This window comes from Tropicimonas sp. IMCC34043 (assembly GCF_003390845.1).
Taxonomy (GTDB): domain Bacteria; phylum Pseudomonadota; class Alphaproteobacteria; order Rhodobacterales; family Rhodobacteraceae; genus Tropicimonas.
In genome coordinates this window covers 57,712-82,713 of sequence record NZ_QMEK01000010.1, presented here as the reverse complement: position 1 = coordinate 82,713, position 25,002 = coordinate 57,712, and the positions used below count along the sequence as shown (strand labels likewise).

Below are 25,002 nucleotides of genomic sequence, written 5' to 3'. Positions count from 1 at the left end.
CTATGCAACGGAGGAAGCCTATGAGGCGGCGCTGGACGACTATGCCTCGAACGCCTCGAACTTCGTCAACATCTTCGGGCTCGGCAACGACCTGGACGGGCTGAGCCGGCAGAAGCGGGTCCGCTACAACACGCCGATCCTGGCCGGGCTGCAGTTTTCGACCTCGGCCGCGGCCGACAACCTGTATGATGCGGCGATCCGGTACGCGGGCAGCACGAGCTGGGCCAAGATCGCCGCCGCGGTGTCCTACTGGACCGATACCGCCGACGCGAGCGACGGCGGGTACGAGGGCTGGAGCGGGTCGGCCTCGCTGCTGCTGGCCGGCACCGACACGTTCGACGGGCTGAGCTTTACCGTCTCGGCGGCCAAGCAGGACTTCAGGGACGACAGCCGGAGCGATCCCGAGCAGTATTTCGGCAAGATCGCCTATGTCACCAATTTCTGGGAGGTCGGGCGCACCGGCCTTGCCGCCCTGTATGGCAGCTACAGCGATTTTCAGGGATTCGATCAGGAGATGGAACTGGTGACCCTTGCGCTGTCGCAAAACATCGACCCGCTCGGCACCGAGCTTTACCTCGGCTGGACCGGCACATCGATCGACGCCCCCGACATCGCCTACAACGACATGTCGCTGTGGCAGGTCGGTGCAATGGTGCGGTTCTGATGTGCCGGCTCGCGGGCATCGCGGCGCTGGTGGCGCTGGCGGGCTGCGCCGGGGTCGATCCGGGCGTGCCCATGATGATGGGCGCCAACGAGATGCAGCAGGGGCCGGGACTGTTTTCCGGCCCCGCCGGACAGGTCACGCTGTACGGCGGAAAGGACTGGCCGGCGGACGATCCGGTGGAGCGGGAACTCGACCCGGAATCCTGATCGGAATTGTCCCAACTGCCATATTGGCAAACGAATATGGAATTGCAATGATCGCCCGGAGCCGGGGAAAGCGCGGGCGTTTCCGGGTTAGGGGAGGGAGACATGTTGTTGAAATTTCGACTGGCCCTGGTGGCCGTGGTGCTTGCCACGTCATCGGGTGCGGTAGCTTTGGCACAGGGCGCGGCACCGATCACGCCGCGGTCCGCGGTTGCGGATCTGGACGGCCTGAAGGTCACGGTCGAGGTGCCGGAGTTCCGGATCGGCGGGCATTATGACCTGTCGGATCCGGCCGCCTGGGAAAACGGCGCGCCGGGCGGGGTGACTCTGGAAAGCCTCGGCGGCGATCCGATGAAGGTGTCCTATATCGCCATGGGCACGCCCGAGACCGACGAGTCGGGCAAGATCGTCAATGCCATCGTGATCTCGAGCTTCTATTCGGGCGATGCGACGTCGATGTATTTCAACTGGGTCGAGGGCCAGCCGGGCAACGGGTTTTCGAAAGGCCCGCTGATCGGACCGGGGCTGCTGTTCGATACCGACCGGTTCTATGTCGTCATGTTCGACGCGCTGGGGCTTTGGGGTGCCAGCAAGCCGTCGGACGGGCTGGGGCTGCAATTCCCCGAATACAGCTATTACGATATGGTGCAGGCCAATTACCGGGCGCTGCGCGACGATCTGAACGTCGGCCACGTGGTGCTGTCGACCGGCGTGTCGATGGGCGGGACGCAGGCGTACTACTGGGGGCTGATGCACCCCGAGTTCGTCGATGCGGTGATCCCGGTGGGCGGGGCCACGGCGACCGACGGCGATGCGCCGATTGCGGCCTGGACCTTTCAGCTGGCCAAGGCGGGGCTTGAATCCGACCCGATCTGGCGCGCGACCGGCGGCGATTACTATGCCCTGCCCAAGTCCGAGCACCCGGTGCAGGGCCCGGCCTATCACTGGTCGGTGCTGAACCTGACCGGCTATGACCTGAACTATCGCCAGTCGCAGGGCTGGGACGCGGTCAAGGGGCTGGTCTTTACCTGGGGCAGCCCGGAACAGACCGGCATGGGCGCGGGCGTCATGGAACTGGGCGCGAAATACGACGCGGTCGATCTGAAATACCGGGTCGAGGTCGGCGAGCGGCACAACATCAACGCGCTGCTGCCCGAGTACAAGACCCGGCTGCTGGCGATGCATGTCAGCAACGACCAGTGGCTGACGGCCGACAAAGCCCGCGCCTCGGTTCAGGCGATCCCCGGCGGGCAGCTGGTCGAGGAAGAAAGCCCGATCGCGCATTACGCCGTGTTCTCGATGTTCAACAGCCAGGCCAACGACCCGATGCTGAACACCTTCCTGCACGACATCGGCATCCTGCAGACGCCGGGCAAGGTCTGCGACGCGGTCAATTATCGCTCGCCGCGGGTCAACATGAACCCCGACCCGGACAGCTCGTTCTGGCTCGACAACATGACCCATCCGTTCCCGCCGAAGTTCACGCATGTGACCGACCGCAGCGGCCAGGACTGGGAGATCGGCTATCTCGACGAGGTCTGCGAGGGGATCGAGAACCCCGATACGCTGGTGATCGTGCACGGCAAGGGCGCCTTTGCCTCGCATTACGGCTATCTGATGAAATTCGCGGTCGAGCAGGGGTTCCGGGTGATCGCCATCGACATGCCGCACGCAGGGCTTTCCGGCCCCGGCAACGTCGACAAGCCGATGGCGCGGGATCTGGAGGATATCCGCTCGGCCTTCCACGGGGTGATCGTCGATCAGCTTGGTGTCGATCAGGCCTATTACCTTGGCCATTCCTTTGGCGGGCAGGCAGTTCTGGGCTATGCGCTCGACTATCCCGAGGCGGTCAAGGGGCTGATCCTCGAAGGGCCGGCGGGGCTCGAGATCTTCCCGAAGTCGGTTGCGTTCGGGGACGAGGAGCTTGGGATCTGCGATCCGGCGATCACGCATGACTTCGCGGCCTGGGAAAAGGCCTGGGGGCCGACCGGCGCGCTGGCAGCCGAGATGGGCCGCGACGAACAATCGGTGCGCGACTTCTTCCACTTCCGCGAACGCGATCCGGTGACCGGCGCGGTCAGCCCCAGCAAGTTCGGATACTTCAGGAACGACAGCGAATATGCCCGGCTGCATACCGATCAGCGGGTGGCGATGATCTCGGGCAACCCGGCCGAGTTCGAACAATGGGTGACGGCGTTCATCTATGACATCTGGACCATCTGCAGCGAAAACGACGACACCAACCCTGAGGCGTTGCTGAAGCGGGCGCCGCAGATCGAGGCGCCGATCTTCCTGGCCTTCGGCGCGCGCGAGCCGTTCATCCCCTCGACGGGCCTGAACGGGCTGACCGACATGGCCAACGAGGTCATCACCCCGTTCGTGAAATCCATGCGGGCGGCAGACCGGGATGTCACCACCAAGATCTATCCCGGCGTCGGACATTTCATCCATACCGACGTTCCCTTCGAGTTCGCCACCGACACGGTGTCGTTCCTGAAGACGGGCAAGGTGGACGTGATGACGCCCGATGTGATCGACGCGCTGGTGAACGGCGTTGCGGCCGAGGCCGCGGCCGGCGGAGCGGGCGGCGGTGCCGCCGCAGACAAGCCGTCCGGTTTCTCGAAGTGATGCGTGGGGGAGGATTTGAAATGTCCAAGACGACCATTCTGCGCCTCGGCGCCACGGCGACGGTTCTGGCGCTTGCGCTGCCAGGTGCCGCCCTTTCCGACACGCTGTCGCGATCGGTGGGGACGGGCCCCAGCACCGCGTTCACGCCATCCTCGGCGGTCGAACCGCTGAGCTCGCTGAAGAAGTTCTACGAGATCGCGGATTTCCGGATCGGTGGAACCTACGACCTCGACGCCGATCCCGAGACCTGGCGGGGCGGCGGGGAGGGCGGCACGACGCTGGAAAGCCTCGGTGCCGGGCCGCTGACGCTCGGCTATATCGACGTCGGCACGCCGCAGTACAACGAGGCGGGCGAGATCACCAACGCGGTGATCGTCTCGACCTATTATTCGGGTGACTCGACCAACATGTACGCCTTCTGGTTTCCCGGCACCGGCAATGCGCTGGCCGGCGGGCCGGTGGTCGGCCCCGGCCTCGTGATCGACACCAACAAGTACTACGTGGTGTTCCTCGACGCGCTCGGGCTTTGGGGGACCTCGAAGCCATCCGAAGGGCTGGGGCGGACCTTTCCGCAGTACAGCTATTTCGACATCGTGCAGGCGAATTATCAACTGCTGCGCGATCATCTGAATGTCGCCAACGTCGATGTCGCGACCGGCGTTTCCATGGGCGCGACCCAGACCTGGGTCTGGGGGGTGATGTATTCGCCCTCGGGCTATGTCGATGCGATCATGCCGATCGGCGGCGCCACAGCCTCGGATGACGATGACCCGATCGGGCAGTGGACCTTCCGGCTGGGCACCGCGGCAATCGAAAGCGATCCGCTCTATCAGGCCACGGGCGGCAACTTCTATGACCTGCCGAAGGCCGAGCAGCCGAAGCAGGGGCTGCAGTTCATGTGGTCGACCCTGCAACTGACCGGCTTCGATTTTCCGTTCCGGTCGGCCCAGCCCTGGGACAAGGTGGTAACGGAGGTGTTCTATTGGGAGCCCAAGGGCAACGAGACCGCCGCCTTCATCGAGCGGACCAAGCGCGAGGATCCGAACGACTTCTGGTATCGCAACGCTGCCGGGTTCCAGTACAACATCAACGCAGAGCTCGGCCGCATCGACGCGCGCACGCTGGTGATCCACATCGAGAACGACAAATGGCTGATGGTCGAGAACGCGCGGGCCGCGGCGGCGGCGGTCAAGGGGGCCGGATTCCTGAGCTTTTCCGACCCGACCGCGCATTATGGCGTCTTCAAGGCGCCGAACGTCCTGGCCGAGCAGGTGAAGTCCTTCGTCGACAACACCAATATTCCGGCCAGCGCCGCTGGCGGCGGCGGCGGCATGGGGGCGGCACCCGAGAAGCCGTCGGGATTTTCGAAATGAGCCGGATGGTCGATGCAAACGGCGTGAAGCTGGCCTGGCGGGAATGGGGCAATGGCCCGATCCCGGTCCTGTTCATCCACGGCAACCTGGCCAGCAAGGACTGGATCGAGCTGTCGGCGCGCTGGTTCCCCGGCGACCTGCGGGTGATCGGAGTCGACTGGCGGGGCTGCGGCGAAAGCGAGAAGCCGGCGCCGACGGCGGGCTATACCAACTACACCATGCAGCAGCACGCCGAGGACATGATTGCGGCGCTCGATGCCCTGGGGATCGAGCGCTGCCATCTGGCCACGCATTCGACGGGCGGCATCATTGCCGCCCGCATGCAGCTTATGCAACCAGAGCGGTTCGGCAAGGTGCTGTCGCTCGACCCGGTATCGCCGCTGGGGCTGCGGTTCGACGAAGGCGGCCTCGGCGTCTTCAAGGCGATGCAGGCCAGCAAGGAGATGACGCGCGCGGTGATGGCCACGGCCGCGGCATCGCTGTTCGCCGCCGAAAGCATGATGCCCGGCAACACGCCGAAGTTCCGCGAAGGCTTGGGCGAGGCGCAAAAGCTGTTCGACCGGATCATCGACCAGACCTTTGCGGTGTCGGAGGGGATCTGGCTTGGCACGCCGACGAACCTGACGCTCGAGGCGGAATCGGGCGAACTGGCGGCGCGCATGCACGAGCTCGACCACGAGCATCTGGTGCTGTGGGGCGAGCTTGACGGCTGGATCCCGGCCGCCGACGTCAAGCGGATGGCCGAGGAGATGCCGGACTGCCGGCTGGTGAAGGTTCCAGGCGTCGGGCATTCCATGAATCTCGAGGCGCCAGCGCTCTATGCCGGCTATTTCGGCGCCTTCTTCGGAGACGAGCCGCTGAAAGTGTCTTCCGATTCGCACGGTTAACGGCTGTGCCGCGGCAACCGCCGTTCGGGGGGAAGCGCTGTCGGGGTCGATTCATGCTGCGAGTGCACATAATGTCCGCCGCGCCCCGCGAGATTTGGCGAAAAATGGTGCGCGCGCTTGCATCACGCGTCATCGATGCCACAAGAAGTGCCGCAACGCGGCTTCTGTCCGGCAAAACCCGGAAAATATGTTTGCGAAATCGATCTCACTCCTTTAACCAAAAATGAGATACCTTGGCTGCAACGTGCAAGCGAAGCGTCAGGGTGCCCAGCACCACCGAATTGGGGAGGGGGGTTACCCGGCTTTCCTCCTTGACTATGCACCGTCCAGAAACAGGATAAATTCGACATGAAAGTTCTTCTTCTCACCACGGCGCTCGCAGCGCTGGCCCCGCTGGCAGCTTCTGCTGTCACGTTCAACGTCACCGGCGCCGGTCTCGACTCGGAAGGCACCACGCTTTACCCGAGCGGCACGGCCACATACAATTTCGAAGTCAACTCGGCGACCCCGCTGACGTTCAGCTTCATCATTGCCGGTACGGGCTATGCCACTGACCTGGCCGACGTGACCTTCGGCATCGACGGTTCGGGCACCACGACGACCTGGAGCTCGATCATTCCGCCGACAGGCATTGCCTCGGCTTCGGGCACGCTGGCCTCGATCACCACGTCGAGCAACTTCTCGATCACGTTCTACGACGGCGTGACCGATCCGGTCGGCATCTCCCTGACCTACATTGCCGAAGTCGCTCCGGTTCCGGTTCCGTCCTCGCTGCCGCTGCTGATCGGTGGCATGGGTGCGTTCGGCCTGGTTCTGCGCAAGCGCGCCAAGAAGGCCTGAGCCTTCGACAGATAGCCCGGCCTGTACAGGTTGGGGCTGTCCAGAAATTGGGCCACACCGTAATGGTGTGGCCCTTTTGAGTCTTGGGGGACGGACATCGCCCGGGCCCATAAGTGAACCGGACAGGGCCCGGCCGTCACGATTGAGCCTGGGTCGGGATCAGGCGCTTTGCAGGTGACCGGAAATGGCTGGCAACGGCAGGTCGGCCTACCGCTTGCCCGCGGATCCGGTGATTTCCAGCTTCCGCGCGGCGAAGTCCGTGACGGCGTCCGCGGCGCTCGCCAGAGCCGGCATGAAGCCGCTCTGCGATGTGGCGGCCGCGACGAGGGCGTCGAGACAGACCTTGCGCAGCTCGGTGGCAAAGTTCAGCTTCGCGATGCCGCAGGCGATGGCCTCGCGCAGGATCTCCTCGGACAGCCCCGATCCGCCGTGCAGCACCAGCGGCGGCGCCCCCAGGTCGCGGACCTGACGGATCAGCGCAAAGTCGATCTCTGGCGGGCGGGTATAGAGGCCGTGCGCCGTGCCGACCGCGACCGCCAGGGCATCCGGACGCACCTTTTCCAGGAAGGCCGATACGGTGGCGAAACCGACCTTGCCGGCCTCGTCTTCGGAGACCACAAGATCGTCTTCGACCCCGGCAACCCGTCCCAATTCGGCCTCGACCCCGATGTTGCGGCCGGCGCAGAGCGCCAGAACCCGGCGCGTCTGTTCGATATTGGCGGCGAGCGGATGGGCCGATGCGTCGATCATGATCCCCGAAAAACCCGCCTGAATCGCGCGCTGGATCTGTGACAGGCTCTCGGAATGGTCGAGGTGCAGGCAGACCGGAACCTCTGCCGCCTCGGCCATGGTTCGCAACCCGGCCGCGAGTGGCGCCAGCCGTCCGGCCCTATCGACGCCCTGTCCGATGGCGAGAATGACCGGCGCCCGAAGCGTGGCGGCAGCGCGGAGCACCGCCTGCCCGATCTCGAGCGTGTCGGTATTGAACTGCGCCACGGCATAGCCGCCCGCGCTGGCGGCCGCCAGCATCGGGGCCAGATTCTGAATCGTCATCGCGACGCTCCTTTCCGTTTTTGCATCGCGCCTCAATCCATGTGCAGGCCGCCGTTCATGTCGACGATCTCGCCGGTGATGAAACCGGCATTCGGCCCGGCCAGATAGGACACCAGATGCGCCACCTCGTCGGCGCCGCAGAAACGCCCCACAGGGATGTCGCGCAAGAGCTTCTGACGCTGCTCCTCGTTCAGTTGTTCGGTCACCATCGGGGTGAGGACATAGCCCGGCGCGATGCCGTTGACGGTGACCCCGTAGGGCGCCGTTTCGCGCGCGAGCGAGAAGGTCAGCACGCCCAAGCCCCCCTTTGACGCCGCATAGGCCGTGCCTGCAGTCAACCCGCCGGTCTTGATCCCGAGCGAGCAGATGTTGACGATCCGGCCCCAACGCGCCGCCCGCATGTCGTTCAGAAGCAGCCGCGTCAGATAGAAGGCGCCGTCCAGATTGACCGACATGATGCGGCGCCATTCCTCTGGTTCGGTCTCGACCGCCTTGTTGTTCGACAGGATGCCGGCGTTGTTCACCAGGATCTGCACGGCCCCGTGGTCTTTGCGGAGCTGCGTGCAGAGCGGTTCCAGCGCGGCGGCATCCGAGATGTCGGTACCGACGGCGATCACCCGGCCGGGCATCTCGTCGACCAGCGGCTGCACCAGATCGGCCTTCAGATCGAGCGCGATGACCTTGTGACCATCGGCGACAAGCTGGCGCGTGATGGCCTGACCGATGGTGCCGGCAGCCCCGGTGACGAGCGCGAGGCGCGGCTGTTGATTGGACATGACTTTCCTCCATGTTCGGGCCCGCAGATGCAGGTCACGGGTGGTCAAAGATTTCCCGGATCAGCGCCTGCGCGTGGTGGGCAAGGGCGGTGCCGTCGTCGAAATGATCGCACCAGATCGCAAGCACATCGGCATGCGAGGGCGCCAGCCGCGCGCGCGCGAAGGCCTCGACCCCGACCAGACCGTCATAGGACGTCCGGATCGGGGCAGACATGGCGCGCAGGTCGAGCGAGCCGTTGTCGAGCCGCCCGCGATGGCTCTGGTCCAGTTCGAAATAGCCAAGCACGGGCAGTGCGCGACGCAGCGACGCCTCCGGGCAGCGTTCTTCGATGGCCATGTGATAGGTGTCGAGATGCAGGCGAAGGTTGGGATGATCGACCAGCCTCAGATACCCCAGCGCCTGCTCGACGGTGTTGAGCAGCGCCGTTTCGTAGCGGTTCACCAGCTCGACGCAGAGCTTAACACCCGCCGTCGCGGCGACCGCGGTGACGCGATGCAGAACCTCGGCGCTGCGCAGCATTGCGTCGGGATCGGGCAGGCGGGCAGCATGACCGAGTGCCCCGTAAAGAACGCCGCTGATCTGTTCGACGCCGATCTCGGCGCCCACGGCAATGACCCGCAGCAGGTGCTCCTCGCCGCGCTGCCGCTGGTCGCTGTCGTCCGAACTGACATCGCAGCCGGGCGGCAGGCCCGCGGTACCGAGCGCGCCGATACCGGCCTCGCGAAAGCGCGCCGCCAGCGCCCGGGGCTGCATCCGGGGCAGATCGCGCAGGGGCAGCGCCAGACAGTCGAAGCCGGTCGCCGAGACCGATTCCAACACCCGCGCGACCGCATCGGGTGCGGGATCTGTGGACCAAACGCCGGCATGGATGGCTGTTCTGACCATCTGTCTTCTTTCCTCAACCCTACCGAAGCACACTCTTGCAAAATGTAACCGGTTACGCAAGATGGGCGTTGCGTGGAAGATGATTTCAGCGGTGCTGCGCGATCGGAGGAAGCATGTCACAATCGAGGAAGGGCTTTGCGGCCGCAGTGCCGGACGCCGCGGGACGGCAGATCGATCTGATCTGCATCGGACGCGGCATCGCCGATCTTTACGCCGATCAACTCGGCGGGCGGCTGGAGGACGCGATCTCGTTCTCGGCCTATATCGGGGGCAGTGCGACCAATATCTGTGTCGGCGTGCAGCGGCTCGGCCTCAGGACGGCGATGATCTTGCGGGTTGGCGATGACCACATGGGGCGGCTGGTGCGCGAAACCCTGCAGCGCAATGGCGTCGACACCCGCAACGTGATCGCGGACCCGAAGGCGCCGACACCGCTCTGTATTCTCGGGGTGCGCGACAGCCATACCTTTCCGCGCGACCTGTTCACCGAGGGCGGCGCCTATCTGAACCTCTGCGAGGAGGATCTCGATGCCGATCTCTTTGCATCGTCCCGTGCCTTGCTGATCAACGGGTCGTTCTTTGCGACCGAGGCGCTGCGCCGCGCGAGCCGCAAGGCGATCCGGCTGGCGCGCGAATCCGGCTGTGCGCTTGCGCTCGATGTCGACTATCGACCCGCGCTCTGGGGTCTGGTCGGCCATGGCAGCGGCGAGGCTGCCTATGTCGAATCGCGGGCCGTGACCGAAGCCTTCGCCGAGTTCGTGCCGGAGTTCGACCTGATCGTCGGGACGGAAGAAGAGATTGCCATCGTCGGTGGCGCCCGCGACGATCTGACGGCGGTGCGCACCATTCGCGGCCAAAGCGACGCCACCATCGTGCTGAAGCGCGGTCCGCTGGGCTGCGTCAGCTTCGACGGCGACATCCCCGAGGACATCGAACTGGGGCTGATCGTGCCGGGCTTTGGCGTCGAGGTGATGAATACCGCAGGGGCAGGGGATAGTTTCATGGCGGGGCTTGCCGCCGGATGGCTGAATGGCAAGGGCCTGTTCGACAGTTGCCGTATCGGCAACGCCTGCGGCGCCATCAATGTGGCACGCCATGGCTGTTCCGATTCTGCGCCGTCGGATCGCGAGATCGCGCATTTCATGGCGCAGGGCGGGATCAGGACACCCGATGACGATGCCCGAATGCGCAATCTGCACGCCACTTTGGGCCGGCAGGACAAACCCGTACCGAGCGCTTTGCTTGACGCAAGGGCGGCGGGCAGGCCCCATGAGGCCATTGCGGAGGCTCTGGCGGGCGGTCGGATCGACGGGCTGCTCTGGCCGGCAACGGAAAGCTTCGGCGAGCTTGCGCCTTTCACCGGCCGGCGCCACTGGATTGCGCGCGCGGTCGAGATTGGCCCCGGACTTGCCGATGGCATACGGCTGATGCGGCAGATCCGCGCCTGGCCGCGCGAGCATGTCATCTGGCTGCAGGGGGATGCGGTCGAGGATGCCGCTGTTGTCGCCGCTCTGGCCGCCATAGCGGCGGAGACCCGGCATGAACTGCTGATCGATCTTTCGGACTGCGCCGATCCCCTCGCAATCGCCAAGGGCATCCTGAGCGCAGATATCAGGCCGGAATGGTGGATGACCAAAGCGGATATCGTTGCTTTGCAGGAGCTGCTCGCGGCGCAGGATGTGGCCCCGCGGGGTGTGATCGACAGCGCGGCCGTCCTGAGCCGGATCTGACCCCGGTCGGGTCAGATGCCGGATTGCGCCGCGGGCCGCGGGGGCGCCGTCGACTCCCGCACCACCAGATCGAAGTCGAGCATGGTCGAATGGCGGTACTCTACCCGGTCGAGCTGGGCCACCAGCATGTCGGCGGCAATCTGTGCCATGCGCCCCCAGGGCACGCGGATTGTGGTCAAGGCCGGCTGCAGATGCCGCGCCCATTCCAGATCGTCGAACCCGGTGACCGAGATATCGCGCGGCACCACAAAGCCAAGCCGCTGCAGTTCCAGCAACGCCGCAAAGGCCTGCACGTCATTGTGGCACATGATGGCGGTGGTCTCGGGGGCCCGGCTGAGCAGATCGCGGCAGGCGGCGCGCGAGGCCTCCATCGAATAGTCGCTGTGGGCGATCCGCTCGTTCGGCAATGCGACCTCGGCCTCGGCCATTGCCCGCAGCACGCCCTGCAGCCTGAGGCGCGCGCGGTCGCTGTTGTGGATGTCGCCGCTGATGACGCCGATGTTCCTGTGCCCGAGGCTGAGCAGATAGTTCGTCGTGTGCGCCATGGCGGCACCGTTGTCGAAGCCGACGCTGGGGTGGGGCGACGCCGGATCGCAGACGCTGGTATTCACATAGGCGATCCTGCGCGATTGCAGCAGGCTGTAGACCTCGGCCAGGTGATCGGCCCCGACAAGCATGATCCCGTCGATGCCGTTCCGGACAAGCTGGCGCACCTGCTCGGCCTCGCCCGACGAGGTAAAGCCGGAATGCGCGACGAGTGTCGTGTAGCCATGCGACAGCGCACGGCGCTGCAGCCATTCGACCTGTTCGGCGAAGATCGAGTTCTGGACGGTGGGAATCACGATCCCCAGGGTCCGCGAGCGTTGCGAGGAAAGCGCCCTCGCAGCATTGTGGGGGATATAGGACAGCGTGCGCGCGGCCTGTTCGACCTGCTGGCGGATCTTCTCGCTGACGGTCTCGGGCGCATTGAAGGCGCGCGACACGGTCGCAGTCGACACGCCCGCCAGCCGCGCCACATCCCGGATGCCCGTTGCATTCGACCCGCGGCGATTGCGTGGAACGCGCTGATCCGTTTCGTCCACCGGCAATCCTCAAATGAAACCATACCCCGTTCGGATCAAAGCACCAAATTCGCGGGTATGGCAACCGGGCAAGAAGAAAGCCTTGACAGAAAATGTAAGCGGTTACATCATTTCGGTGGGTGGATCGCCATTCCCTCGGGCGTGGCGACAGGGAGGATCACGTAATGACAGGCAAGCCGCGCTGGCATGTCGAGGGTGTTTTTGCTGCCGTTTTTCTGGCCGCACTGCTCGCAACGATGACGGCTCAGGTCGTTCTGCGATCCGGTTTCGGGATTACCATTTCCTGGCTCGAGGAAGTGATCCGCATGGTCTTTGTCTGGGCGGTCTATGCCTGCGTGCTGGTCGCCGCGGTGGACGACAAGCATATCCGCGTCGCGCAGCATCTGACGTTGTTCCCCGTCAGGATACGCAAGCTGATCCTGAGCTTTGCCGATCTCGTCTGGGTGGCCTTCAATGCCACGGTGATCTATGGCGCCACGATCTATTCGCTGTCGCTGATCGAATTTCCGTACCGGATGCCCACGACGAAGGTGAATCTGGTCTGGGTGTTCTCGATCATTCCGATCGCCTTCACGCTTCTCTCATTCCGCATCCTCATCAACATCCGCCGCCGCTGGCTTGGCGAGATCGACATGACCGATGCCCAGAAGGAGATGTGATCCATGTCGCCCACGCTCATCATCATTCTGGCGTTTGTCGCCGCGCTGCTGATCGGCATGCCGGTTGCGGCAGCGCTCGGGATCGCGTCGTTGGCGGCGATCCTGACGCTGGGCCTGCCGCTGGAGTATATTGCGCAGAACGCCTTCAGCGCCATCGACTCCTTCACGCTCATCGCCATTCCGATGTTCATCTTTGCCGGCACGCTGATGGAGCGGGGGCGTCTGACCAATGATCTGATCGGCCTATCGCGCGCCATCGTCGGCGACCGGCCGGGCGGTCTGGGCACGGTCACGGTGCTTGGCTGTTCGCTGTTCGCCGCGATCACCGGTTCAGGGCCCGCGACGGCCGCCGCCATCGGGTCGATCATGATCCCGGCCATGGTGAAGGATGGCTACAGCCGCAGCTTTGCGACCGGGCTTTCCGCCTCGGCGGGCGGGCTTGGCGTGGTCATCCCGCCCTCGATCCCGATGATCATCTACGGCGTCACGGCCGAGGTTTCGATCACCGGGCTGTTCGTCGCCGGGATCCTGCCGGGCATTGTTCTGGCCACCGTGATCTATGGCACATCGAAGCTCATCTGCCGGCGCAACGGCTTTGGCTCGGCCAAGGTCGAAGGCGATCGCGGCCAGCAGATCCGGGCCTCCCTCGTGCGGGCCCGCTGGGCTCTGTTCGCGCCCGTGGTGATCCTCGGCGGTATCTACAGCGGCCTGTTCACGGTGACCGAGGCCTCGGTCGTCGGCGCGCTCTATGCGATCTTCGTCGGCGCGGTGATCAACCGGGTGCTCGACCTGCGCGGCTTCTACGAGTGCCTGATCCAGACCGCCAAGATCGCCGGCACGGTGCTGATCATCCTGTCGACCGGCCTTGTCTTTGGCCGGCTGATGGCGCTGCACCAGATCCCGCAACAGGTGACAGAGTTCATGAGCGGTTCGATCACCAGCCAGCCGCTGATGATCCTGGTGATCGCGTTCATTCTGCTGTTCGTCGGCATGTGGATGGAGACGATCGCCCAGATCGTCATACTGACGCCGCTGTTGCTGCCGCTCGCGATAGGCGCGGGGCTCAATCCGCTCCAGTTCGGGGTCATGTTCGTGATCGCCTGCGAGATTGGCTATCAGACCCCTCCGCTCGGGGTGAACCTGTTCGTTACCGGCGAGATAGGCGAGGCCAGTCTCGAAGAGGTCTCGCGTGGCGCAATGCCGTTCGTTCTTACCGAATCCGCAGTGATGCTTCTGGTGGCCTTCGTGCCCGCGCTGTCGCTGTGGTTGCCATCCGTTCTCGGATATATCTAAGGGAGGAAGACATGTTACTCAAAGCTGGCGCTTTTGCGCTGTCTCTGGCGGGTCTCGCGACAGGGGCCGTGGCACAGGATTACACGATCCGTCTGTCGCATGGCGACAACGAGACCAACCCGACCCATATCACCGCAATGGCATTCGCGGAAAAGGTGGATGAGTATTCGGACGGGCGGATCAAGGTTCAGATCTTCCCCTCGAACCAGCTCGGCAGCGAGGAGGAGGTTGTCCGCGCCGTCCGCAACAACACGATCCAGGCCCAGATACCGGCCATGGCCAATGTCCATCCGGTGGCGCCCTCTGTCGGCGTGCTGCTGCTGCCCTATCTCTTCACCAGCAGCGAAGAGGCCCATGCCGGCCTCGATGCCATCCTCGAACCCATGAACGACCGCATCACGCAGGAAGGCGGCCTGCGGTTTCTTGGCATCCTCGAAAAGGGGTTCAGGGTCCTGACCAATTCGGTCCGCCCGGTCGAGACGCTGGAAGACCTGAAGGGTCTGAAGATCCGGGTCTCGCCGAACGAGATCGTCATCGCCACCTTCCAGTCGTGGGGCATCGATCCGATCCCGATGGGCTGGGGCGAGGTCTTTACCGCGCTACAGCAGGGCGTCATCGACGGTCAGGAAAACCCCTACACCACGGCCCAGACCTCGAAGTTCTACGAGATCCAGAAATACATCACCGAAATCCACTACATGATCTGGACCGGCCCGCTGCTGATCAGCGAAAAGTTCTATCAAGGCCTGCCGCCCGATCTTCAGGACGCTGTCAGCCGCGCCGGCGCCGAGGCGGTTCAGATCGGCCGGGCGGCGAATGCCGTCCAGACCGAGGAGGCCATGACCTTCCTGGCGGAAAAGGGTATGGTCCTGTCCGGGCCTCCGAAGGATGAGGAAGCCTGGCGGGATGCGGCCCGGGGCATCTGGCAGAACCTCTACCCCTCGGTCGGAGGCGAGGAATGGGCGGTGACGGCGACGGGCCTCATGGCCGAAGCCGCCAAGTGATACGCGGGTGACAGGCGATCCGGGCGCCGGACTTCCGGCGCTCGGAGAACGTGGGGCGCTTCCCTCCCGTCGCGGGCGCCGGCTCTGTATCCGGCGTCGGCCCATGCGATTGCTGTGGTCTGGCGCCGCCCGCACGCCCTCGGAGAGGGCCGCGTCGCTCATGCCGCCGCCTCGGCGGGGTCCTGTGCGAGGACCGTGGTGCTGGTGTCCGCCGTCCGGCCGAGCCGGACCCCCATGCCCTTCGACAGCGACGGTTCGGGCGCTAGGGCGGCTAGGGCGACGGCACCCGCTGGCGGCGCATCCTCAGGATCTGGCTCAACAACGACATCGGTCCGGCTGCTTTCACAAGGTCCAGAACCATGCCCAGATCCATGAGGCTGCCCCGTACCAATCCCGCCTTGCGGGCCTTGGCGGGGCTGTCCACGCCGGGCCAGGCGACAACGGCCAGCCGGGTCTGTCGGCGGACCACGATCCCGTTCAGCCAGACCTCGAAGCCGAAGCGCGGCAGATCGGGCAGGGCGGTCAGGTCGCCCTCGATCAGACTGCGGGCAAGGACCCGCTCGCCCGAGATATAGTCGAGCCCGATCCAGTGCCACAGCCGGGGCGCGTTGCGGCGCAGGCTGATCGCCATGCCGGCGTCGCCGCGCAGGACCGGGGTCAGCAGCGCGGTCAGGTCCTGCGCCTGCAACCCGCAGAGGTCGGCATCGACGAGCAGCAGCAGCGGTCCATCCGCCGCGGCGATGCCAGCGGCCAGCGCAAGGGTCTTGCCGCCGTTGGCGCCCATGCGGATCAGCGTCGCGCCCTCGTGCGCCTCGACGATCGCGGCCGTGTCGTCGGTTGACCCGTCGTCGATGACGATGACCTGATCGATCAGCGGGTGGCCCGTGACGGTGGCCAGCACCGCGCCGATCCGGGGGCCTTCGTTGAAGGCCGGCACGATGCAGCTGACCCGTGGGGCCGTCGGGGCAGGGGTCACGCGGCGCCGTCCTTGTGGCGGCGCCTGAGCCAGAATGCGACGAGGCCGACTCCCAGGAGCAGCACGGCAAACGATCCGCGCCCGATCCAGGTCTCGATCGTCGTCTGTGCCTGACCGGCCAGATAGCCGAGCGCGAGGAAGGCAGCGGTCTTGGGGATGGTCGCGATCAGGTTGAACCCCATAAAGGCGACACCCGGCATCCGCGCGGCCCCGGCGGCAACAAGCACCGGCAGGCCGAAGGTATGGGTCAGCTTTGCCCCCACCAGGGTACGGCCGCCTTGCGCGGCAAAGTGATCCCCGACCGTCGACAGGTGCCGGTCGGACAGATGCAGCCGGTTCTTCCAGCGCCGGGGCAGACGCCCGAGCCCCCAGCGCCCAAGCGCGTAAAGCAGCCCGTCGCCGATGAGATCGGCGATGATGAGCACCACGAAGGTGCTGAACAACGGCAGGTCGCCCGAGCGACAGGCCCAACCGGCGATGACGGTGACGATCGGTCCTTCGAGGATCGCAAGCGGCATCAGCAGGAACAGCCCGTAGCCTTGCACAAGGTGATGAAGCGCGTCGCCAGAAACGATCATTCGTGCGACCACCGCGCCGATGCCGCAGGTTTCATGTCGTGTCCTCGCCAGTTGATGCAGCGCGATCCCAGGGCCGCTGCCCAGACCGCCGGGATCATCGCGTCGCGCAGCATCCAGCACAGCATGTCGATGGCGTTCGCGGGCCAGCCTGCGCGGCGGGCAAGCTCCCATTCGCTGCCGAACCACAGCAGCACCAACATCGCGACCCAGAGCGGCGAGGCGTGCAGGTTCAGACAGAGAAAGGACAGCGCCAGAACCGGCGGGGCCGCGCCCGAGAGCGGCTCCAGCGCGAAGATGAGGGGGAAGCCGTCGCGGCGCACCCGCGCCCAGCGGATCTGCCGCTGCCAGACCTCGGTGAAGCTGCGCGCACCGAGCGGCTGCGGGAACGGGGAGGGCACGAGACGCACGCAAAGACCCGCCGCGCGCACGACCTTGGTGGCGGCCACGTCCTCGGCCAGATTGCCGCCAAGCGCCGCCAGACCGCCTGCGCCCTCCAGCACGTCCCGACGCCAGAACAACACCTTGCCCTGGGCAAACCCCAGTCCAACCTGATCTGCCGCCAGTTGCCAGCGATCCTGATAGGTGTTCAGAAAGCCGGCCTCGATCCGGGCGGCGGTCGTTGTGGGTTTGATGCCCGCAGGGGGCGAGGTGACAAGGCCCGTATCCGTCTGCCACGCCCCGAAGAGGGTCGCCACGAAGTCCTGCGGCAGCAGCACGTTGCTGTCGATCAGCGCGATCCAGTCGTGGCGGGCCGCGTTCCAGCCCTTGGCCAGATTGTTCAGCTTTGGATTGTTCGAGATCGCATCCTCGCCGATCAGCAGGCGGGCGTCGGCCTGCGGGTGGCTGGCAATGACCGACGCGATCACGTCGATGGCCGGGTCATCGGGTTCGCTGACGCAGAACAGCACCTCGCTCGGCGTCGCTGTATTAAAGCTGCTGGCCAGCGTGTCGTGAAGCGCCGGATCGCAGCCGCAAACCGGGCGGATGATCGTGACGGGCGGAATGGGGAGGTTTTGCGCGGACGGGGCCGATCTCGCGACATGGCGGCAGGCGAGCACAGTGGACAAAAGATGCGCCACGAGGGTGATACCAACGAAGAGCGCCAGACAGAGTGTCGTCGCGGTCAACATCGTTGTGTCTCCTCCTGCCGCATGCCCTTTCGAGGCGCTGGTCTACGGTGCAGCATTCGCACTGTCGGCGATTTGCAGAAGTGTCAGGCGCCCAATATTCCTTTCGCCAGAATTAGACAAGAGCGGTGTTGCCGTCGTGCAGCGGCGGAGGGCGGGGGCAGGCGTCGAACCCGCCCCCTGGCTCGGGCGTGCCCGTCTTGCCGTGTCGAACAAGACGGGCGTCGGCTATGCGCTCAACCGCCGGTGGTGAAGACGCCGCAGGCCAGCCTGCTGCCGGCATCGCCGCTGGGTTGCGAAACATAATCGTCCTGACCGGAATGCATGACGAAGGCGGCGCCGTCGGCGTCCGCGATCATTTCCTCGATCGACAGCGCGGGCAGGAAGACCTGAAGCTTCAGCGTCCCGTCTTCGGCGACGGTCACGTTGGGCATGTCGCCCGGATGCGGCCCGCCCTCGGCCATCACGCCATGCTTGGCGTCGCCGGCGATATGGCCGCCCGCAGAGGTGAAGTCGCTGGCGCTGCAATCCCCGGTTTCATGCAGGTGGATGGCGTGGACGCCGGGCGGCAGACCGCTCAGATCGATGTCGACCAGAACCTGACCCGAGGCTGTATCGGTCAGGCTCACCTGGCCAAGGTCATTGCCCTCCGCGTCGGAGACATTGGCAATGGCTGCCGGCTGCATCGACTGTGCATGCAATGCGGTGGCGCCGAGAGCGAGGCCGGCGGCCAGAAAAAGCGTCGTGACAGACTTCATGGAACGTGTCCTTTCTCGAGCGGTAGTTTCCGCACCGTCAAATTGAACGCCGGACCGCGAAAATTGTTCCCTGCCACCGCAGATCTTACCGCAGATCTTGCTGGGCCTCGCGCCTCGTCGCCGCCTCCGCAGGGCACGGAGATCGCGGGCGTGTAATGATGATTATGTTGATAATTCCCGAGACTGCCGCGGCGGTGGACCCGACGGCGCGGACCTTGGGTCCGGGCCGCCGTGGCACGGGATCAGGAGGTCTCGGCGACATAGGCCGCGAAGGCTGCGGCAAACTCGGGGTGCCAGCGCGACAGCGGCGGGCGGTTCTCGATGATATCGCCCATGGCCCAGGCCATGCGCTTTTCATCGAGCGCCCGGGACACGTCGTTGTCGGGGCACAGGATATAGAAATCGCCCGCGTTCAGACGTTCGATCGCGAAGGCTGCGGTCTGTTCCGCGGTCCAGGCGCCGGCGGGCTTTTCCTTGCGGGTGCCTCGGGTCAGCCCGGTGAAGACAAAGCCCGGGATCAGCAGATGCACCGAGATGTAGGCGCCTTCGGTATTGCGCAACTCGTGGGCCAGCGCCTCGGTATAGGCCTTGAGCCCTGCCTTGGCGACGTTATAGGCGGGATCGCCCGGCGGCGTGGTGATGCCCTGCTTCGAGCCGGTGTTGATCACCATGCCGGCGCGGCCGCGGTCTATCATCCCCGGCACGAAGGCGCGGACGCCGTTGATCGGCCCCCAGAGGTTGACGTCGAAGACCTGTTGCCAGTTCGCGACCGGGCCGAAAATGGCGCTGCCGGGCTGGATGCCGGCATTGTTGACCAGAATGTCGGTGCCGCCGAGCGCATCGACAATTTCGCCCTCAAGCGCTGTCAGCGCCTCGAAATCCCGCACGTCGGCGCTGCTGACCATGACGGCGCGGGCACCGGCCGCACGCAGGTCGCTGGTGGCTGCTTCAAGCTGGTCGGCGTCGCGGTCGACGACCACGACGGCCATGCCCATCCGCGCAAATTCGCGGGCGAGCGCCAGTCCGATGCCGGCGGCCCCGCCGGTGACGACGGCAACGGACTCGTGGGTTAGCGCCTTGTGGGTCATAGCGGGCTCCTCGCTTTCAGTCCGCCATCAAGAATACGCCTCGTACCCTACAAGGAAAAGGGGGTCGTGCCGTGCGTCAGAGGCAGGCGGCCATCAGGCGATAGGCGATCTGCGCTGCGGTAAAATCCCAGGCCTGCTTGCCGTCAGGCGCGAATTCCACGACGTCGAAGCCGACGCAGCGCCGCCCCTTCAGCGCGTGTTCGACCAGATGCAGCGCCTGATAATAGCCAAGCCCCCCCGGTACCGGCGTGCCGGTCGCGGGCATCACGGCGGGGTCGAGCCCGTCGACATCGAAGCTGACATAGACGTCCTGGGGGAAGTCCTCGGGCAGATCGACTGCATGGACGCCGCCCGTCACCAGATCTTCGGCATCGCGGAAGAAAATGCCCTTGGCGGCGCGGTTGTCGATTTCCTCCTGACAGATCGCGCGGACACCGAACTGGGCCAGACGAATGCCCTGATCGGTCAGCAGGTGCATGACCGAGGCGTGGGAATGCGGCTCGCCATGATAGGAGATGCGCAGATCGGCATGGGCGTCGATCTGGATCAGGCCAAGCGGCCGGCCGAGCGCGCGGGCGACGCCCATCACGGCGCCATAGCTGAGCGAATGCTCGCCGCCGAGCGTCACGGGGATTTTCCCGTCGGAAATTGCGGCGCCGGTGCGGGCGGCGATCCGCGCCATGATCTCGGGCAGCGGGCCTTCGCATTCGACCGGCAGTTCGGTGAGGATGCCCATGGCGCAGGGCTCCTTGCCAAGGCAGATCCGCTCAAGCTCGTTGCTGGCGGCGATGATCGCTTCGGGCCCGGTCGCGGTGCCGACGCCGTAGGAAACGGTGCGCTCGAGCGGCACGGGGATCACCCGAAACCGCGCACCCGTGCCGCGTTCGGCCCTTGTCAGTTCGCTGTCGAGGAAAATGGTCATGGCCGGACCCTCATGAAAGTCGGTGCTTGAAGTCAGCGTAGCCGAACTGGCGGACAATGCGGAGCGCGTCGGTGTCGCTGTTCCAGATTGCAATCGCCGGCAGCGGTACGCCGTTGAACGTGTTGGTCTTGACCATCGAATAATGCGCCTGATCGAGGAAGGCAAAGCGCTGGCCGACCTGCAGCGGCCGGTCCCAGGTGTAGTCGCCGATCACATCGCCGGCGAGGCAGGAGGGACCGCCGAGGCGATAGCTGTGGCCCGCCTCGGCCTCGCCCAGCAGCGCCGGGCGATAGGGCGCTTCGATCACGTCGGGCATGTGGCAGGTGGCCGAGATGTCGGTGATGGCAAGGGCCATGCCGTTGAGGGGCAGATCGAGGACCTCGCCCACCAGGATCCCGGCGTCGAGCGCGATCGCCTCGCCCGGTTCGAGATAGACCTCGACCCCGTGGCTGGCGCGGATCCGGTTGAGGAAGGCCACCAGCCCGGCACGATCGTAATCGGGGCGGGTGATATGGTGGCCGCCGCCGAAGTTGAGCCATTTGAGGCCGGGAAGATAGGGCGCGAGGCGGTCTTCGACCGCGGCCCAGGTCCGGGCCAGCGGGGCAAAGCCCTGTTCGCAGAGCGTGTGCATGTGCAGCCCGTCGACCGCCGCGACGATGCCGGGGTCAAGCTGGTCGACCGGCGTGCCAAGCCGCGAGCAGGGCGCGCAGGGGTCGTATCTCGGGATCTCGCCCTCGGAATGACCGGGGTTGATGCGCAGACCGACCGAAACGCCTGCGGCGCGGGCCTTTGCCCCGAAACGGGCGAGCTGGGCAGGGGAATTGAAGATGACGTGATCGGACAGGCGCAGGATCTCGTCCATGTCCTGCGCCTTGTAGCCGGCAGAGAAGGTCGCGACCTCGCCGCCATATTCCTCGCGGCCGAGCCGGGCCTCGAAGATGCCGCTGGCGCAGGTGCCCGCGAGGTGGCGCGCGACCAGCGGGGCGAGGGCAAACATGGAAAATGCCTTGAGCGCCGCGAGGATATGGGCGCCGGAGCGGTCGGCGACCTCGGACAGGATCCTGAGGTTGCGCGCGACCGCGACCTCGTCGACGACAAAGCAGGGGCTGGGGACGCGGGAGAGATCGAAGGCCCGGAAGGCGCCTGCGTCGCCGGCCCTTGTGGTCATCAGCTCGGCCATGGGGGCCTCCGGTGCATTTTCGGGGCTCGGAGGGGGCGCTGCCCCCGCGCGCCGCTGGCGCGCCCCCCGGGATATTTTTGAACAGAAGAAGAAGACCGGAGACGCTGTCCCCGGCCCGTCTGCGTCGTGCTGGCGGCGCTAGAAGGCGACCGGTCCGTCGAGTTCCTCGACCTGCCAGGGCAGGCCCTGGGCGTTGAGCATGTCCATGAAATCGTCGGGGTCGAGCTGTTCCATGTTCCAGACGCCGGGGCTGTTCCAGATGCCTTTCAGCACCTGGGCCGCGCCGATCATCGCCGGCACGCCGGTGGTGTAGGACACGGCCTGCGAGCCGACCTCGCGGAAGCATTCCTCGTGATCGCAGATATTGTAGATGTAGAAGGTCTTTTCGCCCGAACCGTCCTTGGCCTCGCCTGTCGCGATGTCGCCGATACAGGCCTTGCCCTTGGTTTCCCCGGCCAGATCGCCGGGATCGGGCAGCAGGGTTTTCAGGAACTGGATCGGAATGATCTCGACCCCCTGGTGCATCACCGGGTCGATCCGGGTCATGCCGACGTTTTCGAGAACCTTCGCATGGGTGATATAGGCATCGCCGAAGGTCATCCAGAAGCGGGCACGCTCGATCTCGGGGAAGTGGGTCGAGAGGCTTTCGAGTTCCTCGTGATACATCAGGTACATGTTCTTCGGCCCGATGCCGGGGAAGTCGAATTCGACCTTGCGGGTCATAGGCGGCGTCGGCTGCCAGGCGCCGTTTTCCCAGTGCCGCGCCTCGGCCAGCACTTCGCGCAGGTTGATCTCGGGGTTGAAATTGGTCGCGAAGGCCTGATCGTTCTGGCCGCCGTTGGCGTCAAGGATGTCGATCTGGCGGATCGTGTCGAGCTTGTGCTTTTTCAGCCAGGTGGCAAAGACCGAGGTCACGCCCGGATCGAAGCCCGAGCCGAGGATGGCGGTCAGGCCCTGTTCCTCGAACCGTTCCTGATAGGCCCATTGCCAGTGGTATTCGAACTTGGCCTCGTCCTCGGGTTCGTAATTCGCGGTATCGAGATAGTTGCAGCCGGCTTCCAGGCAGGCATCCATCAGCCGCAGATCCTGATAGGGCAGCGCCAGGTTGACCAGCAATTCGGCGCCGGTCTCGCGGATCAGATCGACGGTCTGCACCACGTCCATCGCGTCAAGCTCGACGGTCGCGATCTCGACCCCGAAACGCTCCTTGACGCTTTTCGCGATCGCATGGCATTTCGCGACCGTCCGGCTGGCCAGCGTGATCTCGGTGAAGATATCGGGGTTCATCGCGATCTTGTGGACAGCCGCATGAGCGACGCCGCCGGCGCCGACAACCAGAACCTTGCCCATGGGAAGTTCTCCTCTCGATGGGGTCATTCGTAATAGGTGTATCCGTTGATCGACGCGCGATAGGCGTCGAGGATCGTCTTGCGGTCCGCGGCCTGCAGCGTTCCGTCCGAGATGGCCTGGTCGGTCAGCTTGCGGAAGGCCGCGATGCAGTCGTTCGGGTCGTATTCGACATAGGACAGCACCTCGGAGATCGTGTCGCCTTCCTGTTCGTGCAGCAGATCGAAGCCGCCGTCGGGGCGCAGGTCGATGGTCACCGCATTGGTATCGCCAAACAGGTTGTGCAGATCGCCGAGCGTCTCCTGATAGGCACCGACGAAGAAGACGCCGAGGTAATAGGGCGTGTCTTCGGGCAGGTCATGGACCGGCAGCGAGGGCGAGACGCCGTCGGCGAGGATGAACTTGTCGACCTTTCCGTCGCTGTCGCAGGTGATGTCGGACAGGATCGCGCGCCGTGTCGGCGGCTGGTCCAGCATCTGCAGCGGCGCGATCGGGTGCAACTGGTCGATGGCCCAGACATCGGGCAGCGACTGGAACAGCGAGAAGTTGCAGTGATAGATGTCGGCGAGCTGTTCAAGCTGCTCTTCGACCCCGCTGTCGCCCTCGCTGAGATCGACCAGCGCCTTGATGCGTGCCATCAGCGACAGATAGATCCGCTCGGCCCGCGCCATCTGGCGCAGATCGACGGTGCCGCGGTGAAACAGCGAGCGCAGTTCGCGGCGATAGAAGCTGGCGTCGTTCCAGCATTCCTGCAGCCGGTCTGCGGTGAGATAACCATGGACGGCGGCGAGGTCGGTGACGAAGTGATGGTCGTCGGCCCGGGGGGCGGGCGAATCCGGCGCGTCGTAAAGCGTCGATTCAAGCACGTTGAAGATCAGCATCGAGGAGGTCGCAACCACCGCCCGGCCGCTTTCGGTGATCAGCGCCGGATGGTCGAGCCCGGCCTCGTCCATGGCATAGGCCACGGTTTCGACCACGTTGGCGCAGTATTCCTCGACCGTATAGTTGATCGAATTGTCGACCGCCTTCTTTTCGCCGGTGTAATCGACGCCAAGCCCGCCGCCGAGATCGAGAAAGCCGAGCGGCGCGCCCTCGCGGGTCAGTTCGGTGAAATAGCGGCAGGCCTCGCCCACGGCGCGGCGGACGTCGTTGACGTCGGGCACCTGGCTGCCCAGATGCGAATGCTGCAGCTTCAGGCAATGCAGCAGCCCGGCGTCCCGCAGCCGGTCGACGACCGCCACCAACTGGTCGGTGTTCATGCCAAAGGTCGAACGGTCGCCCGAGCTTTCCTCCCACTTGCCGCTGATCTGGTTGGTCAGCTTGACGCGGACCCCCAGCAGCGGCGCGATCCCGGTTTCCTCATAGACCTCGAGGACGGTATCGACCTCTTTCGGGCTTTCGAGCACGATGAAGGTGTTGAAGCCGAGCTTTTGCGACAGCACGGCAAGGCGCATGAATTCGACGTCCTTGACGCCGTTGCAGACGATCAGCGCCTCGCGGGCAAGCTGGTGGGCGAGCGCGATCACCAGTTCGGGTTTCGATCCCGCCTCGAGCCCATGGCTGAAGGGGCGGCCGAATTCGACGATCCGGTCGATCACCTGCGCCTGCTGGTTGACCTTGATCGGGAAGACACCGCGATAGGGCGCGCGATAGCCGACCCGTGCGATCGCCTCGGCGAAGCTTTCGTTGATGTGGCGGATCTCGTTTTCCAGATAGGAACTGACCCGCAGCAGCATGGGCGCGCGGATGCCGCGCAGCTCGAGATCGCGCAGGATCCCGGGCAGGCTGACCGCCGGCGCCGCGGGAGCAAGCGGGTTTCGCAGCCCGATTTCGCCCTCTTCGGTGACGACGATGAGGCCCTTGCCCCATTTCTCCACGCCGTAGATGGCGTGGGGTGCTTCGTGAAAGTCCCTCAACCTGTCCGTCCGTTCGCTGGAGCCGCTTCCTG

Annotated in this window: 22 protein-coding genes and 1 pseudogene; 10 read left to right on the top strand and 13 right to left on the bottom strand. The window is 65.2% G+C overall.

What is annotated here, in order from left to right:
* From DQG17_RS21480 to DQG17_RS21455, 6 genes and pseudogenes are all read left to right on the top strand, one after another.
* Positions 1 to 664 (top strand): annotated as a pseudogene (locus tag DQG17_RS21480) (hypothetical protein); the annotation flags it as partial.
* Positions 664 to 870 carry a hypothetical protein gene (locus DQG17_RS21475; protein WP_116135130.1) on the top strand — a complete coding sequence of 69 codons (207 nt, stop codon included), beginning with the start codon at positions 664 to 666 and terminating at the stop codon, positions 868 to 870. The pseudogene DQG17_RS21480 and the gene DQG17_RS21475, both read left to right, overlap by 1 nt.
* Before the next feature lie 102 nt (positions 871 to 972).
* The gene (locus DQG17_RS21470; RefSeq protein ID WP_198666237.1) at positions 973 to 3,495 is read left to right on the top strand and encodes an alpha/beta fold hydrolase; all 2,523 of its coding nucleotides are present in this window, start codon (positions 973 to 975) and stop codon (positions 3,493 to 3,495) included.
* Between the two features lie 20 nt (positions 3,496 to 3,515).
* Positions 3,516 to 4,868 (top strand): hypothetical protein, encoded by a 1,353-nt coding sequence (locus DQG17_RS21465; protein WP_116135129.1) that lies wholly within the window; start codon positions 3,516 to 3,518, stop codon positions 4,866 to 4,868.
* Entirely contained in the window at positions 4,865 to 5,755 is an 891-nt protein-coding gene (locus DQG17_RS21460; protein WP_116135127.1) for an alpha/beta fold hydrolase, read from the top strand. The genes DQG17_RS21465 and DQG17_RS21460 overlap by 4 nt, the downstream gene beginning before the upstream one ends.
* Before the next feature lie 348 nt (positions 5,756 to 6,103).
* A complete protein-coding gene (locus tag DQG17_RS21455; protein WP_116135126.1) occupies positions 6,104 to 6,595 on the top strand; it encodes a PEP-CTERM sorting domain-containing protein in 492 nt (163 codons plus the stop codon).
* A gap of 207 nt (positions 6,596 to 6,802) precedes the next feature.
* On the opposite strand, the gene DQG17_RS21450 is transcribed toward DQG17_RS21455, so the two are convergent.
* Genes DQG17_RS21450 through DQG17_RS21440 form a run of 3 tightly spaced genes read right to left on the bottom strand, consistent with a single transcriptional unit; the run spans position 6,803 to position 9,310 of the window.
* A complete protein-coding gene (locus tag DQG17_RS21450) occupies positions 6,803 to 7,648 on the bottom strand; it encodes a class II fructose-bisphosphate aldolase (RefSeq protein WP_116135125.1) in 846 nt (281 codons plus the stop codon).
* Positions 7,649 to 7,680: 32 nt separating this feature from the next.
* Positions 7,681 to 8,424: an SDR family NAD(P)-dependent oxidoreductase gene (locus DQG17_RS21445; RefSeq protein WP_116135123.1), complete on the bottom strand. Its 744-nt coding sequence runs from the start codon at positions 8,422 to 8,424 to the stop codon at positions 7,681 to 7,683.
* Between the two features lie 34 nt (positions 8,425 to 8,458).
* Positions 8,459 to 9,310, bottom strand: a complete 852-nt coding sequence (locus tag DQG17_RS21440; RefSeq protein ID WP_116135121.1) for a sugar phosphate isomerase/epimerase — start codon at positions 9,308 to 9,310, stop codon at positions 8,459 to 8,461.
* 113 nt (positions 9,311 to 9,423) lie between these two features.
* Here DQG17_RS21440 and iolC point away from each other — a divergent pair, with 113 nt between their 5' ends.
* On the top strand, positions 9,424 to 11,040 hold the full coding sequence (iolC, locus tag DQG17_RS21435; RefSeq protein ID WP_116135119.1) for a 5-dehydro-2-deoxygluconokinase: 1,617 nt from the start codon (positions 9,424 to 9,426) through the stop codon (positions 11,038 to 11,040).
* A gap of 11 nt (positions 11,041 to 11,051) precedes the next feature.
* Here iolC and DQG17_RS21430 read toward each other — a convergent pair whose 3' ends face one another.
* Positions 11,052 to 12,122: a LacI family DNA-binding transcriptional regulator gene (locus tag DQG17_RS21430; RefSeq protein WP_198666236.1), complete on the bottom strand. Its 1,071-nt coding sequence runs from the start codon at positions 12,120 to 12,122 to the stop codon at positions 11,052 to 11,054.
* Between the two features lie 164 nt (positions 12,123 to 12,286).
* Here DQG17_RS21430 and DQG17_RS21425 point away from each other — a divergent pair, with 164 nt between their 5' ends.
* From DQG17_RS21425 to DQG17_RS21415, 3 genes are read left to right on the top strand one after another with little or no spacing between them, the layout of a single operon-like run.
* Entirely contained in the window at positions 12,287 to 12,781 is a 495-nt protein-coding gene (locus DQG17_RS21425) for a TRAP transporter small permease (protein WP_116135116.1), read from the top strand.
* Between the two features lie 3 nt (positions 12,782 to 12,784).
* Complete coding sequence (locus tag DQG17_RS21420; RefSeq protein WP_116135114.1) at positions 12,785 to 14,074, top strand: TRAP transporter large permease; 1,290 nt, start codon at positions 12,785 to 12,787, stop codon at positions 14,072 to 14,074.
* Between the two features lie 11 nt (positions 14,075 to 14,085).
* Positions 14,086 to 15,078 carry a TRAP transporter substrate-binding protein gene (locus DQG17_RS21415; RefSeq protein WP_116135112.1) on the top strand — a complete coding sequence of 331 codons (993 nt, stop codon included), beginning with the start codon at positions 14,086 to 14,088 and terminating at the stop codon, positions 15,076 to 15,078.
* A gap of 271 nt (positions 15,079 to 15,349) precedes the next feature.
* Here DQG17_RS21415 and DQG17_RS21410 read toward each other — a convergent pair whose 3' ends face one another.
* The 9 genes from DQG17_RS21410 to speA form a co-directional block, all read right to left on the bottom strand.
* Positions 15,350 to 16,054 carry a glycosyltransferase gene (locus DQG17_RS21410; protein ID WP_116135110.1) on the bottom strand — a complete coding sequence of 235 codons (705 nt, stop codon included), beginning with the start codon at positions 16,052 to 16,054 and terminating at the stop codon, positions 15,350 to 15,352.
* The gene (locus DQG17_RS21405) at positions 16,051 to 16,632 is read right to left on the bottom strand and encodes a DedA family protein (protein WP_116135108.1); all 582 of its coding nucleotides are present in this window, start codon (positions 16,630 to 16,632) and stop codon (positions 16,051 to 16,053) included. The genes DQG17_RS21410 and DQG17_RS21405 overlap by 4 nt, the downstream gene beginning before the upstream one ends.
* Positions 16,629 to 17,762 carry a glycosyltransferase gene (locus DQG17_RS21400; protein ID WP_116135106.1) on the bottom strand — a complete coding sequence of 378 codons (1,134 nt, stop codon included), beginning with the start codon at positions 17,760 to 17,762 and terminating at the stop codon, positions 16,629 to 16,631. The genes DQG17_RS21405 and DQG17_RS21400 overlap by 4 nt, the downstream gene beginning before the upstream one ends.
* A 233-nt stretch (positions 17,763 to 17,995) precedes the next feature.
* Positions 17,996 to 18,517, bottom strand: coding sequence for a superoxide dismutase family protein (locus DQG17_RS21395; RefSeq protein WP_232829536.1), 522 nt, complete (start codon positions 18,515 to 18,517; stop codon positions 17,996 to 17,998).
* Between the two features lie 242 nt (positions 18,518 to 18,759).
* Positions 18,760 to 19,605: an SDR family oxidoreductase gene (locus tag DQG17_RS21390; RefSeq protein WP_116135104.1), complete on the bottom strand. Its 846-nt coding sequence runs from the start codon at positions 19,603 to 19,605 to the stop codon at positions 18,760 to 18,762.
* Positions 19,606 to 19,681: 76 nt separating this feature from the next.
* Positions 19,682 to 20,527, bottom strand: coding sequence for an agmatinase (gene speB, locus DQG17_RS21385; RefSeq protein WP_116135102.1), 846 nt, complete (start codon positions 20,525 to 20,527; stop codon positions 19,682 to 19,684).
* A 10-nt stretch (positions 20,528 to 20,537) separates the two neighbouring features.
* Positions 20,538 to 21,707, bottom strand: coding sequence for a carboxynorspermidine decarboxylase (locus DQG17_RS21380; protein ID WP_116135101.1), 1,170 nt, complete (start codon positions 21,705 to 21,707; stop codon positions 20,538 to 20,540).
* A 138-nt stretch (positions 21,708 to 21,845) separates the two neighbouring features.
* Positions 21,846 to 23,057: a saccharopine dehydrogenase family protein gene (locus DQG17_RS21375; protein WP_116135099.1), complete on the bottom strand. Its 1,212-nt coding sequence runs from the start codon at positions 23,055 to 23,057 to the stop codon at positions 21,846 to 21,848.
* Positions 23,058 to 23,080: 23 nt separating this feature from the next.
* Positions 23,081 to 24,970 (bottom strand): biosynthetic arginine decarboxylase, encoded by a 1,890-nt coding sequence (speA, locus tag DQG17_RS21370; protein ID WP_116135097.1) that lies wholly within the window; start codon positions 24,968 to 24,970, stop codon positions 23,081 to 23,083.
* Between the last annotated feature and the right edge of the window lie 32 nt (positions 24,971 to 25,002).